Genomic DNA, 13,472 nt, shown 5'->3' with positions numbered 1-13,472 from the left:
CGTCCGCTCGGCTCAGAGGTGGTGCGGCGGCTTCTCGTTGAGGAAGCGCGTGAAGTCGTCGTCATCGGCCGCCGAGCCGGAGGGCCGGTCGCCCCAGCCCCGGTCGGTGTCGTCAGCCGAGGGGCGGTCGAGCGGATCGTCGAAGACGAGGCCCGAGGGTCCCACCGGGGGTACAACGGCCGGGGCGGGCTCGTCGCCGGGGTTCTCGGCCGGGGTGCGATCGGGGGCGCTGCTCATGCCTCCAGGGTACGGCGGGGCGTCGGTGGCCGGGCTGTCGTCCCTGCTCAAGCGGCCGGAGGGAGATACCCCAAGTGTCCGTTTGAGGCAGTCGGCCGGATATACCTGGCCGCATGCAGACACCGGACCCGACGCCCTCGCCCGCACCGGCAGCCGTACGCCCGGACGCGGAGAGCGTGGAACAGCGACGCGCACAGGCACACGTACCGGAGCGGGAGCACGTAGAGGCGCAGGCGCGAGAACAGGATCTCGACCGAAGCGACCTCGCGTACCGTCGCTGGTTGAGCGAGGCTGTGGGGAAGGTCCATGCCGACGCCAATCGGTCCGCCGATACCCATTTGCTGTCAGTTCCGCTCCCGGCGGACTGGGGCGTCGACCTCTATCTGAAGGACGAGTCCACGCATCCCACGGGCTCGCTGAAGCACCGCCTGGCGCGCTCGCTGTTCCTGTACGCCCTGTGCAACGGCTGGATCCGGCCGGGCCGGCCGGTGATCGAGGCGTCCAGCGGGTCGACGGCGGTCTCGGAGGCGTACTTCGCCCGGCTGATCGGTGTCCCCTTTGTGGCCGTGATGGCGCGCGGGACAGTGCGGTCGAAGATCGAGCTGATCGAGTTCCACGGGGGCCGATGTCATCTGGTCGACGACCCGTGCGAGGTGTATGGGACGGCGGCACGGCTGGCGCGGGAGACCGGCGGCCACTACATGGATCAGTTCACGTACGCGGAGCGGGCGACGGACTGGCGGGGCAACAACAACATCGCCGAGTCGATCTTCCGGCAGATGGCGGTCGAGCGGTTCCCGGTCCCGATGTGGATCGTGGCGACGGCCGGCACTGGGGGGACGTCGGCGACGCTGGCCAGGTACGTGCGGTACGCCCAGGCGACGACGGGGATCTGCGTCGCGGATCCGGAGAATTCGGCGTTCTTTCCGGGCTGGCGGGATCACGATCCGGCGGTGACGACCGGAGCGGGGTCCCGCATCGAGGGGATCGGCCGCCAGCGGGTGGAGCCGAGTTTCGTGCCGGGCGTGATCGACCGCATGATGCGGGTCCCGGACGCCGCTTCCATCGCGTGCGTGCGCGTCCTGGAGCGCCTGCTCGGCCGCCGGGCGGGCGCGTCAACCGGCACCGGGCTGTGGGCCGCCTTCCGGATCATCTCCGAGATGCGCGAACGCGGTGAACAGGGCAGCGTGGTGGGCCTGTTGTGTGATCCGGGTGAGCGGTATCTGGAGAAGTACTATTCGGACGGCTGGCTGGCCGAGCAGGGCATCCGGATCGGCCCTTACGTGGAGCGCGTCGAACGCTTCCTGACCACGGGGGAGCTGGCGCGGGCGGATTCGCCGAGCGGGCAGACGAGTCGGGGCTGAGCGGCCTGGAATTCCGCGCGGCGCGCTGCGCGTAGTGCCTGCCGTACTCCATGGTGTCCTCCATGACTGAACCGACGACTCCGGCAGGTCCGGTGGCCAGGACCAGCGGCGCGTTGCGCCGGATGACGGCACGCAGCCGCGACGAGGAAGACCGCGCGTCCACGCCACTTGAGCTGTTCTTCGACCTGTGTTTCGTGGTCGCGGTCGCGCAGGCGGGCGTCCGGCTGGTGCGTGCCGCCGTGGAGGGGCATCCGGGACACGGCGTGACCGGTTATCTGTTGGTCTTCTTCGCCATCTGGTGGGCGTGGGTCAACTTTTCATGGTTCGCCTCCGCATACGACACGGACGATGTGCCGTACCGGATCACCACGCTGGTGCAGATCGTCGGTGTGCTGATGCTGGCGGCGGGTGTGCCGCGTGCCTTCGACAGCGGCGATTTCCGGTTGGCGGTGTGCGGATACGCGGTGATGCGGCTGGCGTTGGTGACGCAGTGGCTGCGGGCGGCCGGGGCGGAGACGGGCGCGGCCCGGGGGACGGCTCTGCGGTACGCGTTCGGGGTGACGTTGTGCCAAGTGGGCTGGATGGCGTTGCTGTTGCCGCACGGTGCGCCGCCGGTGTGGGCGTTCGTGCTGTTGGCGGTGGCGGAGATGTCGGTGCCTGTGCTGTCGGAGCGGGCGGCACCGACGACGTGGCATCCGCGTCACATCGCGGAGCGGTACGGGTTGTTCACGATCATCGTGCTCGGGGAGTCGGTGTCCTCGGCCACCATCGCCGTGCAGTCGGCGGCCGACGAGCACGACGCGCTCGGTGAGTTGTTGCCGATCGCCATCGGCGGGTTGCTGATTGTCTTCGCCGCGTGGTGGATCTACTTCGCGGTGCCGATCCATGACCACCTGGTGTCGAACAGGCAGGCGTTCCTTTGGGGTTACGGCCACTTCGCGGTGTTCGGTTCGGCGGCGGCGATCGGGGCGGGGATGGAGATCGCAGTCGAGCAGGCGGTCGGGAAGGCGGAGATCTCGACGCGGGTGGCGGCGGCCTGGGTCACGGTTCCCGCTGCGGTGTTTCTCATCACTGTCTGGCTGTTGCACTCACGGCACTACAAGCGGGGTCTCGCGCAGCAGCTCACGCTGCCGGTCTCGGGGGTGGTGGTGTTGGCGTGCACCTTCACAGGGTCGCACGCCGTGTTGTGGGCCGGGTTGGTGTGTGCGGTCACGGTGGGGGTGGGGGTGACGTTGCAGGCGCGGGGTGGTGGTCAGACGGCGCCGGTCGCGCCGAGGAGCTCGCCGACGGCGTAGGTGATGGCCATCGCGATGGCGCCGCCCGCGGCGTTGCGGAGGATGGCGGGGCCGGTCGGTGCGCTGCCGAGGCGGGCGCTCGCCCAGCCGCAGCCGACGAGGGCCAGCAGGACGGAGACGACGGTGACGGCCAGGCGCCATGAGGTGGGCGGCAGGACGATGGCCAGGAGCGGGAGCAGGGCGCCGATGGTGAAGGAGACGAAGCTGGCGCCGGCCGCGTGCCAGGGGTTGGCGAGTTCGTCGGGGTTGATGCCGAGTTCGACGCGGGCGTGGGCGCCGAGGGCGTCGCGTTCGGTGAGTTGCTCGGCGACTTCGCGGGCGAGTTCCTGGCTGATGCCGCGGTCTTCGAGGAGGCCGGTGAGTTCGTCGAGTTCGGCTTGGGGGGTGGTGGCGAGTTCTTCGCGTTCCAGGGCGAGGGCGGCCTGTTCGGAGTCGCGTTGTGTGCTGACGGAGACGTATTCGCCCGCCGCCATCGACAGGGAGCCCGCGAGGAGTCCGGCCATGCCCGCGGTCAGGAGTGTGGAGCGGGAGTCGGTGGCTCCCGCGACGCCGACGACCAGGCCCGCGGTGGACACGATGCCGTCGTTGGCGCCGAGTACGGCGGCGCGCAGCCAGTTGAGCCGGGTGCCGAGTCCGTCGTGGTGGGGCTCGTTCTTGTGGGGCCCGGCTTGGGCGTCGGTCTGGTCGTCCATAGGCGGAAGCGTCTCACCTGGGGCGGTCGTGCCCGATCAGGTGGTTGTGGGTGTCGCGGACAGGCCGAACCCCGGTGCGGGGGGGAATGCACCGGGGTTCGGGTCTGTGGGGAAGCGCGCCGGTCAGGCGGCTTCGTATTGGTCGAGGCCGGTCGCGCGGGCCATCCGCTTGAGGTCGGCCAGTGCGTGCTTCTCGATCTGCCGGATGCGCTCGCGCGTCAGTCCGTGCTGCTTGCCGACCTCGGTGAGGGTGCGCTCGCGGCCGTCGACGATGCCGTAGCGGGCCCGGATGATGGAGGCGGTGCGGTCGTCGAGGCGGTCGATCAGCCCGTCCAGTTCCTCGCGGCGGAGCATCACGAGCACGGAGTCCTCGGGGGACGGCGCGGCGCCGTCTTCCACCAGGTCACCGAATTCGGTCTCGCCCTCGGCGTCGACGGACATGTTGAGCGACACCGGGTCGCGGGCCCAGTCGAGGACGTCGGTGACGCGCTCGGGGGTCGAGGCCAGTTCGGTGGCGATCTCGGCGGGCTCCGCGTCGCGGCCGTGCTCGCGGTTGAACTCGCGCTGCACGCGGCGGATGCGGCCCAGTTCCTCGACGAGGTGGACGGGCAGCCGGATCGTGCGGGACTGGTCGGCGATGGAGCGGGTGATGGCCTGGCGGATCCACCAGGTCGCGTAGGTGGAGAACTTGAAGCCCTTGGCGTAGTCGAACTTCTCGACGGCGCGTACCAGGCCGGCGTTCCCCTCCTGGATCAGGTCGAGGAGCGGCAGTCCGCTGCGCGGGTAGCGGCGGGCCACGGCCACGACGAGCCGGAGGTTGGAACGGATGAAGACGTCCTTGGCCTGCTCGCCCGCGGCGACGATGGCCTCGAGCTCCTCGCGGCGGGCGTCACCGCCAGCCTTTGCGGGCAGTCCGGGATCGGCTGCGAGTATGCGTTCTGCGTAGACGCCCGCTTCGATGTCGCGGGACAGTTCCACTTCCCTGGCGGCGTCGAGCAGCGGGGTGCGCGCGATCTCGTCCAGGTACATGCCGACGAGGTCGCGGTCGGCGACTTCCCCGCCTGCGGCGCGAACGCTACTGGTCCCGCCAGCGTGACGACGGGCGACGGCACGGGTTGCCATGCGTGCTCCCTTACGAAGGTGCGGTCGGGTCTCGGTCGGACCGGGCGGTCGGGCCGCTTGCCGGATGGTTCCGTCAGGTGCGGCTCTTGCCTTGCGGTTGCCCCGTCCTGATCGGGATAACGATTGGAATCCGGACACAATTCCCATCTCGTGACCTGAATTTTGTGATCATGCAGTACCCTGTCTCGCCACACAGGGAGGCCAAAGGGTGCCGGAACGTCCAGAAGTCCAGGTCAGACCAGGTAGCGAGGGCGATCTGGCCGCTCTTACCGACATCTACAACCACTACATCCGTGAAACGTCGGTCACGTTCGACGTAGTTCCCTTCACCGTCGAACAACGTCGTCCGTGGTTGCTCTCCCACCCGAAAGACGGCCCGCACCGCCTCTTGGTTGCTCACTTTCCCGGCCCGTCGGGACGAATCCTGGGCTATGCGACCAGCAGCCCCTTCCGGCCGAAGGCCGCGTACGCGACGTCGGTGGAGACGACGATCTATCTCGCGCACGACGCGGGCGGGCGCGGCATCGGCACGCTGCTCTATACGGCGCTCTTCGAGGCCCTGGCGGAGGAGAACCTGCATCGCGCGTACGCGGGCGTCACGCTGCCGAATGCGGCGTCGCTGCGGCTGCATGAGCGTTTCGGTTTCCGGCCGGTCGGGGTGTACGAGGAGGTCGGCCACAAATTCGGCGCCTACCACGATGTGGCGTGGTTCGAGAAGCGCCTGGGCTGACGTCGGCCTCGCACGCTGATAAGTGCGGACAGCCCGGACAGGTGCGGACACGTGCGGACACGTGCAGCTTATTTGAAGGTTCAAACATATGGGGTTACGGTGGTGCTCCCGTACGCTTGAAACTTCAAGGAGGGTGCGCGATGACCACGGCAACCCCGGAGCGCATGCCCGCGCTCTACCTCTCGCACGGCGCCCCGCCGCTCGCCGACGACCCGGTGTGGCCCGCAGAGCTGGCGGCCTGGTCGGCCGACCTGCCGCGTCCCAAGGCGATCCTGATGGTCTCGGCGCACTGGGAGGAGGCCCCGCTGGCGATCGGCGCGACCACCACCGTCCCCCTGGTGTACGACTTCTGGGGCTTCCCCGAGCACTACTACCAGGTGCGGTACGCGGCGCCCGGCGCGCCCGCGCTCGCCGACTCCGTACGGAAACTGCTGCGCGGCGCAGGTAATCCCGTGCAGGACGTGCCCGACCGCGGTCTCGACCACGGCGCGTACGTACCGCTGGTGGAGATGTTCCCCGCCGCCGACATTCCGGTGCTCCAGGTGTCGATGCCGACGCTCGACCCGGAGAAGCTGCTGGACATTGGACGCAAGTTGGCACCGTTGCGCGACGAGGGCGTGCTGATCGTGGGCAGCGGATTCTTCACGCACAATCTGGCGGCGCTGCGCAACGCGGGTCCGCGGCCGCCGAGCTGGTCGGCGGAGTTCGACGACTGGGGTCACCGGGCGTTGGAAGCCCAGGACGTGGACGCGCTGCTGGACTTTGAACACACCTCGCCCGCCGGGCGGTTGGCGCACCCGCGGACCGAGCACTTCGCCCCGCTGTTCGTTACGCTCGGCGCCGCCGAGTCCGAGCTCGGCAGCCAGCGCAGCATCATCGACGGTTTCTGGATGGGGCTCGCCAAGCGTTCCGTCCAGTTCGGCTGAACAGGGAGACCCCACGCTCATGCAGAAACGACGCATCGGGATCGGCATGGCCGTAGTGGTCAGCGCCGTGACGCTGGCCGCCTGCGGCTCCGGCTCCAGCTCCGCCAGCGGCAAGGGAGCGAGCGACACGGCGACGACTACCGCGGGCGGCGGTGACAGCAAGCCCGCGGCCAGTTCCGTCTCGTGGCCCGCGCCCGCCGACGCCTCCGCGCAGGTCAAGGCGGCGGGGCTGCCGATGCTCGGGCAGGAGGGGCAGGTGCTGCACATCCACAGTCACCTGGATGTGTTCGTGGACGGCAAGGCCGTCGTCGTGCCCGCCCTGATCGGCATCGACGAGGCCAAGCAGTCGATCAGCCCGCTACACACGCATGACACCAGTGGCGTCGTGCACATCGAGTCGCCGGTGCAGGCCGACTTCACGCTCGGCGAGTTCATGACCGAGTGGAACGTGCCGCTCACGAAGGACACGCTCGGTTCGCTCAAGACCGGCGGTGGCAAGGAGCTGCATGTGTACGTGAACGGCAAGGAGCAGACCGGTGACCCGGCGGCGATCAAGCTGGGCGCGCACGAGGAGATCGCGCTCGTGTACGGCGCGCCTTCGGACAAGGTGACGGTGCCCAGCTCGTACAAGTGGCCCGAGGGGCTCTGACGGTCGCCGCGCGGGGCTGCGCATGGAATGACGAATGACCAACGGCAGGGCCCCGCCTCGTGCTTCACGAGGCGGGGCCCTGCCGTTTTCACGCGCTCACCCCATCGGGTGAGTGCCGTGCCGGGTCAGTGTGCGATGACCGGGATCGGGATGTCCTCGAAGTCGCCTTCGGCGACCCTCTCTCCGGTGTTCTGGACGCCCGCGTCGACCAGGACGAAGGCCAGGACGGCGGAGAGCACCAGGATGGCGGTGGCCCAGTAGATGGCGACCGAGTAGCCGTGGACGGCGGCCTGGTTGACGAACAACTGGTTCTTCAGGTCGGCCGGGCTCTTGGCGTGCGAGCCGATCCACGTGGTGGTGGCGCTGGCCGCGAGGGTGTTCAGCAGGGCGGTGCCGATGGAGCCGCCGACCTGCTGCGAGGTGTTGACCATGGCGGACGCGACGCCCGCGTCCTCGGGGCGCACACCGTGCGCGGACAGGCTCATGGCGGGCATGAACGCCGTACCCATGCCGAGGCCCATCAGGACCAGGCCGGGCAGCAGGATTTCGGCGTAGTTGGAGTCGACCTTGATCTGGGCGAGGATGCCCATGCCGACGGCGGCGACCAGGAAGCCGGGCGCCATCAGGAAGCGTGGCCGGACCCGCAGCATCAGCCGGGTGCCGATCTGCGTGGAGCCGATGACCATACCGCCGACCATGGGCAGGAACGCGAAGCCCGACTTGAGCGCCGAGTAGCCCATGACCTGCTGGAGGTAGTAGGTCAGGAACAGGAACAGGCCGAACATGCCGATGATGGCGAGGCCCAGCGACAGGTAGACGCCGCCCCGGTTCCGCTCGGTGATGACGCGCAGCGGCAGCAGCGGGGCCTTGACGCGGCCTTCCACGGCCACGAACGAGGCGAGCAGCACCACGGAGGCGACGAACAGGCTGATGGTCACACCGGACGACCAGCCGTCGGACTCGGCGCGGCTGAAGCCGTAGACGAGCGCGACCAGACCGGTGCTGGCGAGGACCACGCCGGGGATGTCCAGGCGGTTGCGGTTGCGGCCTTCGGCGGGTTCGCGGATGAAGGCGATGGCGCCGAGGACGGCGGCGACGGCGAAGAAGATGTTGACGAACAGCGCCCAGCGCCAGTTCAGGTACTCGGTGAGGACACCGCCGAGGATGAGGCCGACCGCTGCGCCGGCGCCGGCGATGGCACCGTAGATGCCGAACGCCTTGGCGCGCTCCTTGGCGTCGGTGAACATCACCGAGATCAGGGACAGCGCGGCGGGCGCGAGCAGAGCGCCGAAGACACCCTGGAGGGCGCGGGCGCCGAGCAGCATCGCCGTGTTGACGGCGGCGCCGCCGAGCGCGGAGGCCGCGGCGAAGCCGAGCAGACCGACGATGAAGGTGTTCCTGCGTCCCCACAGGTCCGCGATCCGGCCGCCGAAGAGCAGCAGGCCACCGAAGGCGAGGGTGTAGGCCGTGACGACCCACTGGCGGTTGCCGTCCGAGATGCCGAGGTCGGCCTGGGCGGAGGGAAGTGCGATGTTCACCACGGTCGCGTCGAGCACGACCATGAGCTGAGCGATGGCGATGAATATCAGCGCTGTCCAGCGCTTCGGATCGGGCAAGCGTGTTTCAGGCATAACTGATCTCACTAATGGATGCGGAGTGACAGGACGTGGGGACGTGTGTCATCGAGCTGGCGCCGGACGATGCGGATCGTGGTCCGGGATCCGGTCGCGGTGTTCATCGGTCGAGCGGCCGAGAACTGCGCTTCGGTAAGTCGGCGAACTTCCCTACGTTATCGCCCGGTTCATGGGCGTTGCGAACTATTTGTTTCCGGCTTTGAGGTCCTCCAGGGTGGCCGCCGTCCCGACGAGTACGGATCCGGCGGGGGCGCGCAGCCCGTCGAGGAAGAGCTGCAGGTGGCGGTGGACGAAGCGGTCGAAGCCCATGCAGCCGGTGCCCGGCAGCGGCCGGGTGAGCTGCGTCAGGGCGACCATCAGGTCACCGACGGCGATGTCGGTACGGAGCAGGCCCGCGCTCTGCGCGCGTTCCATGATGGCGTTGACCGACCGCTCCAGCCGTTCCATCTGCTGGGTGACGGCGGGGTCCTGGCGGTCGAAGGCGTCCGACAGCATCGGGCACAGCGCCCCGATCCGCTCTTCGGCCGCCTCGAAGACGAAGCGGCGCAGCGCGGCGAAGGCGTCGGGCTCCTGAGCGAGGGCGTCTTCGGCCCGCTCGGCGGTCGTGGCCATGACGGTGAGCGTGACCTGGCGGATCAGTTCGGCGCGGTCGGTGAAGTGCCGGTAGAGCGTGGCGTTCCCCACTCCCGCGCGGCGCGCCACGTCGTCGAGCGGCACGTCCGGGCCGAACTCCACGATGGCCTCGCGGGCGGCGGCGACGATGCGCTCGCGGTTGCGTGTGGCGTCCGCGCGCAGCCGCACGGCGCGCGGCCTGGTGCTGCTGGTGGTTGCGGTGGCGCTGGTCGTACCAACAGTGTCGAGGCTCACGGCGGGCGGCTCCTTCCGATCGATCCAGCGGTCGTTCACGGGGGTACGGGCCCCGTCGTTGAAACGGACAAGCACTCCCCGTTTCGCGGTCACCTGGTCTAAACGGGGACCGCGTCCCCGGATATTTCCCGTCACGCTTGTGACCTGCGTCACGCGATTGGCGGGGTTGGCGGGAGGCTTCACCAAAGAGGCGTCCGGTCGTACGGCCGGACGCGCCCGGTCGCGGACCGACGGCGGGACACGCCATTTTATTGAAGCTTCAAGAAGTGCACGTACCATGAACGCCATGACATGGCTGACCGAAGACGAGCAGGCGACCTGGCGGGCGTTCCTGCACGCCACGACGTTGCTGGAAGACCACCTCGACCGTCAGCTCCAGCGCGACGCGGGCATGCCGCACATGTACTACGCGTTGCTCAGCACGCTCTCCGAGACGCCCGGCCGCAGTATGCGCATGACGGAACTCGCCGAGCGCGCCAAGATCACCCGTTCCCGGCTGTCGCACGCCGTCGCCCGCCTGGAGGGGAACGGCTGGCTGCGCCGCGAGAACTGCCCCTCCGACCGCCGCGGGCAGATCGCGGTCCTCACCGACGCCGGTTACGACGAGGTGGTGCGTACGGCGCCCGGTCACGTCGCCGCCGTCCGCTCCGCGATCTTCGACCGGCTCACTCCCGAGCAGACGGCGCAGCTCGGGGAGATCTCCCGCGTCATCGCCGAGGGCCTGCACCAGCCGGACCGCGCGGACCTGCCCTGGCTGCGCTGAAAACGTCGGTCACCGACCGCGGGAGCGTCAACCTCGCGCCCGTGAAGTCACCCCATACGGTCAGCGCCGCCCGGAGCGGGCGAGCCACCGTCCCTCGTGCCTGCTGACCTCGATCGGCCGCCCGAAGCAATGGGTCATCGACTCGGCCGTGAGCACCTGCCGCGCGGTCCCCGAGGTCAGCACCCGTCCCTCCTTGAGCAGCAGTACGTGCCCGATCGCGGGCGACAGCTCTTCCAGGTGGTGGGTGACGGTGATGGTCGCCAGACCCGTACGGGTGAGCGCGAGGCGGTGCATGGCGTCGATCAGGTCCTCGCGGGAGGGCAGGTCGAGCGCGTTGAAGGGCTCGTCGAGGAGCATCAGTGCCGGGTCGGCCATCAGCGCCCGCGCCACCAGAACGCGGGCCCGCTGACCGCCGGAGCAGACCCCGTACGCCCGGTCCGCCAGATCCTTGATCTCCAGCTCCGCCAGCAGCTCGTGCGCGCGCTCGCGGACCTCGTCGTCGTACTTGCGCCACAGCGGCTGCACGGTGCCCGTGTGGCCGGTCAGGACGACGGTGTGGGCGGTGGCGTCGAGCGGCACCTTCTGTGAGGACGACACCAGGCCGATGTGCGCGCGCAATTCGCGCATGTCGACACGGCCGAGGCGGTGGCCGAGCACGTCGACCGTGCCGGAGGTGGGATGCATGAGGGCGCCGATGAGGCGCAGCATCGTCGTCTTGCCCGCGCCGTTGGCGCCGAGCAGCGCCCAGTGCTCGCCGGACCGTACGGTCCAGTTGACGTCGTCGAGGATGACCTGGCCGGTGGTGAAGCGGCGGACGCTGACGGCGTCGAGAGCGGCCACGACGGTGTTGGCTGTCATGACGGCACGGTAGCTGTATCCGCCACCTTCACGCCCCGGGATTCCACGATGTGAGCGGCCGTGCGCGGGAGGGAGGCGTCACATATGTGCGGCGGGCGGGGCGTCGGGTTCGGCGTCACCTGGTGCGGGCGAATCGTCGGGCAGCGTGCTGGGCTGCGCCAGGGCGCGCGGCTTGCCGCGCCGGTAGAGGAAGGCCGTCACCACGGTGCCGACGGCGAAGAAGCCCGCCGCCCACCAATAGGCGGTCGAATAGCTGTGCAACTGGGCCTGTGCGGCGACGGCGGGAGTGTTCTGCCTGCCGACCACGTAGCTGGCGGCGGCGCTGGTGGCGAGGGTGTTCAGCAGCGAGGTGCCGACGGAGCCGCCGACCTGCTGCGAAGTGTTCACCATGGCGGACGCGACACCCGCGTCACGCGCTTGTACGCCCGCGGTGGCGAGGTTCATCGCCGTGGCGAAGATCGAGCCGAGGCCGAGGCCGAGGATCAGCAGCGGCGGCAGTACGTGCGCGGGATAGGTGCTGTGCAGGTCGAGCGCAGTCAGCCACGCCATGGCGACGCCGGCCAGGGCCATGCCGGTCGGCACGATCGGCTTGGCGCCGAAGCGCGGCACCAGCACATTGGTGGTGGTCACCGACGTCACCACCATCACGGCGATCATCGGAAGAAAGGCGAGTCCAGTGGAGACCGGCGAGTAGTGCAGGCTCTGCTGGAGGTAGTACGTCAGGAACAGGAAGACGCCGAACATCCCGCCGCCGGAGATGAACATCGCCAGGAACGACGCGCCCCGGTCCCGGTCGGTCACCACCCGAAGCGGCAGCAAGGGGTGCGCCGCGCGGCGCTGCCAGGTGACGAAGGCGAGCAGCAGGACGACGCTCGCCACCAGGAAGCCCCAGGTCTGCGGCGAACTCCAAGGGTGCTTCTCGGCGTTGGAGAAGCCGTAGACGATGCAGAACAGGCCGGCCGACACCAGGGCGGTGCCGGGGATGTCCAGCTTGGGACGGTCGGGCAGGGTGCCGCCTTGCAGCAGTCGTACGCCGCCGATGAACGCGATCGTGGCGAAGATCAGATTGACGTACAGGCACCAGCGCCAGTCGAGGTATTCGGTCAGCACACCGCCGAGCAGCAGACCGACGGCGCCGCCCGCGCCCGCGATGGCGCCGTAGATGCCGAACGCCTTGGCGCGCTCCTTGGGGATGGTGAAGGTCGTGGTGAGCAAGGAGAGGGCGGCGGGGGCGAGCAGGGCGCCGAACATGCCCTGGAGGGCGCGGGCGGTGACCAGTACGCCGAAGTTGGGGGCGGCGCCGCCGATCGCGGAGGCGAGCGCGAAGCCGGTCAGGCCGATCAGGAAGACCCTCTTGCGGCCGACCAGGTCGGCGAGACGGCCGCCGAGCAGCAGCAGCGAGCCGAAGGCGAGGGCGTACGCCGTCACGATCCACTGACGGTTGCCGTCGGTGAAGCCGAGGGCCGTCTGGGCGGAGGGCAGCGCGATGTTCACGATGGTGGCGTCGAGGACCACCATGAGCTGCGCCAGGCCGATCACGCCGAGCACCCACCAGCGGTGGGAGGGGGTGCCGACGACACTGCTGCGGCCCGGCTTCCCGTCGGGCTGTGGGCCGCCGCCGAGGCCGGCGGCGGAAGCGGAGGTGTCCGGGCTGCTACGGGCCATGACGGAGTTCTCCCTTGGCGCGACCACCCCCCGGGAACTCCACGCTAGGCGCAGCTCAGCGGCCTCGCCACGCGGGAAGCCGTCGCCCGGACGGCGCAAGGGCCCTGGGCAGTGCCGAGGAGCCGCCGCGGTCCGATCCCCGTACCGGAACCGCGGCGGCTCCTCCGTCTTCGGTGTCGGTCGTCGCGTCCGCGGCGGTGGTCGCCCGCAAGGCCCTGGAGTCCACCGCGACCGCCATCGGACGACCGTCCCGGGTGGCGATGACGGTCACGGAGTGGTCGGCCGCTCCGCGGTCCGCGGTGGCGGCGTGGGCGGGCGTCGTCCGCGCGGCCGGGAACCGCACGGCGGTGGCCGTGCCTGTCCTGTCCAGCAGCAGACGGGTGGTGATCACGCGGTGCGCCCTTCACGAACCTGACCGCCGCGCGACCCGCGCTTCACCGGGTCTGCGGCACCGACACAACGATCAGTAACCGCCCATCCCATAGGACTAACGCGTCGTCACCCGAATGGCGCGACCCAATGAGCGCGACCGCGTGCGCTGAGGTAGCGCCGCACACCGTCGCACACCGCGCGAAAGGCGATTTAGCGACAACCCTGACGTACCAACTCCGCGCGCGCACCCGCCCGGCAGCACGTTCCCTGAGAGGAACGGGCCCGGTCGGGCGGCAAC

14 protein-coding genes are annotated in these 13,472 nt (G+C 69.6%); 6 read left to right on the top strand and 8 right to left on the bottom strand.

What is annotated here, in order from left to right; translation table 11 throughout:
* Positions 1-12 precede the first annotated feature (12 nt).
* Complete coding sequence (locus tag ACIQCJ_RS05200; RefSeq protein WP_355337840.1) at positions 13-237, bottom strand: hypothetical protein; 225 nt, start codon at positions 235-237, stop codon at positions 13-15.
* Positions 238-350: 113 nt separating this feature from the next.
* On the opposite strand from ACIQCJ_RS05200, the gene ACIQCJ_RS05195 reads away from it, so the two are divergent.
* Both ACIQCJ_RS05195 and ACIQCJ_RS05190 read left to right on the top strand, forming a co-directional pair.
* A complete protein-coding gene (locus ACIQCJ_RS05195) occupies positions 351-1,601 on the top strand; it encodes a PLP-dependent cysteine synthase family protein (protein WP_402710737.1) in 1,251 nt (416 codons plus the stop codon).
* A gap of 62 nt (positions 1,602-1,663) precedes the next feature.
* Positions 1,664-2,896, top strand: a complete 1,233-nt coding sequence (locus tag ACIQCJ_RS05190; RefSeq protein WP_402710736.1) for a low temperature requirement protein A — start codon at positions 1,664-1,666, stop codon at positions 2,894-2,896.
* Here ACIQCJ_RS05190 and ACIQCJ_RS05185 read toward each other — a convergent pair.
* The gene (locus ACIQCJ_RS05185) at positions 2,854-3,588 is read right to left on the bottom strand and encodes a VIT family protein (RefSeq protein WP_355337831.1); all 735 of its coding nucleotides are present in this window, start codon (positions 3,586-3,588) and stop codon (positions 2,854-2,856) included. The genes ACIQCJ_RS05190 and ACIQCJ_RS05185 overlap by 43 nt on opposite strands.
* Positions 3,589-3,711: 123 nt before the next feature.
* Complete coding sequence (locus tag ACIQCJ_RS05180) at positions 3,712-4,710, bottom strand: sigma-70 family RNA polymerase sigma factor (RefSeq protein WP_355337827.1); 999 nt, start codon at positions 4,708-4,710, stop codon at positions 3,712-3,714.
* Positions 4,711-4,918: 208 nt separating this feature from the next.
* Here ACIQCJ_RS05180 and ACIQCJ_RS05175 point away from each other — a divergent pair, with 208 nt between their 5' ends.
* The 3 genes from ACIQCJ_RS05175 (at position 4,919) to ACIQCJ_RS05165 (ending at position 7,015) form a co-directional block, all read left to right on the top strand.
* Entirely contained in the window at positions 4,919-5,440 is a 522-nt protein-coding gene (locus tag ACIQCJ_RS05175; protein ID WP_391043340.1) for a GNAT family N-acetyltransferase, read from the top strand.
* Between the two features lie 140 nt (positions 5,441-5,580).
* A complete protein-coding gene (locus ACIQCJ_RS05170) occupies positions 5,581-6,366 on the top strand; it encodes a dioxygenase (protein ID WP_401310467.1) in 786 nt (261 codons plus the stop codon).
* Positions 6,367-6,385: 19 nt separating this feature from the next.
* Entirely contained in the window at positions 6,386-7,015 is a 630-nt protein-coding gene (locus ACIQCJ_RS05165; protein WP_402710735.1) for a hypothetical protein, read from the top strand.
* Positions 7,016-7,140: 125 nt separating this feature from the next.
* Here the strand turns inward: ACIQCJ_RS05165 and ACIQCJ_RS05160 are convergent, their stop codons facing one another.
* A complete protein-coding gene (locus ACIQCJ_RS05160) occupies positions 7,141-8,646 on the bottom strand; it encodes a DHA2 family efflux MFS transporter permease subunit (protein ID WP_391162381.1) in 1,506 nt (501 codons plus the stop codon).
* A gap of 186 nt (positions 8,647-8,832) precedes the next feature.
* Positions 8,833-9,516 carry a TetR family transcriptional regulator gene (locus ACIQCJ_RS05155; protein ID WP_391043333.1) on the bottom strand — a complete coding sequence of 228 codons (684 nt, stop codon included), beginning with the start codon at positions 9,514-9,516 and terminating at the stop codon, positions 8,833-8,835.
* Between the two features lie 277 nt (positions 9,517-9,793).
* On the opposite strand from ACIQCJ_RS05155, the gene ACIQCJ_RS05150 reads away from it, so the two are divergent.
* The gene (locus ACIQCJ_RS05150) at positions 9,794-10,279 is read left to right on the top strand and encodes a MarR family transcriptional regulator (protein WP_391043331.1); all 486 of its coding nucleotides are present in this window, start codon (positions 9,794-9,796) and stop codon (positions 10,277-10,279) included.
* Positions 10,280-10,339: 60 nt separating this feature from the next.
* On the opposite strand, the gene ACIQCJ_RS05145 is transcribed toward ACIQCJ_RS05150, so the two are convergent.
* From ACIQCJ_RS05145 to ACIQCJ_RS05135, 3 genes are all read right to left on the bottom strand, one after another.
* Positions 10,340-11,137 carry an ABC transporter ATP-binding protein gene (locus ACIQCJ_RS05145; RefSeq protein WP_401310478.1) on the bottom strand — a complete coding sequence of 266 codons (798 nt, stop codon included), beginning with the start codon at positions 11,135-11,137 and terminating at the stop codon, positions 10,340-10,342.
* A 78-nt stretch (positions 11,138-11,215) separates the two neighbouring features.
* Positions 11,216-12,802: a DHA2 family efflux MFS transporter permease subunit gene (locus ACIQCJ_RS05140; protein ID WP_401310481.1), complete on the bottom strand. Its 1,587-nt coding sequence runs from the start codon at positions 12,800-12,802 to the stop codon at positions 11,216-11,218.
* Positions 12,803-12,857: 55 nt separating this feature from the next.
* Entirely contained in the window at positions 12,858-13,193 is a 336-nt protein-coding gene (locus ACIQCJ_RS05135; RefSeq protein WP_402710734.1) for a hypothetical protein, read from the bottom strand.
* Positions 13,194-13,472 lie beyond the last annotated feature (279 nt).

This window comes from Streptomyces sp. NPDC093221 (assembly GCF_044753885.1).
Taxonomy (GTDB): Bacteria; Actinomycetota; Actinomycetes; order Streptomycetales; family Streptomycetaceae; genus Actinacidiphila.
Note: the sequence above shows the minus strand (reverse complement) of the source record. Positions and strands in the feature narration are given on the sequence as shown.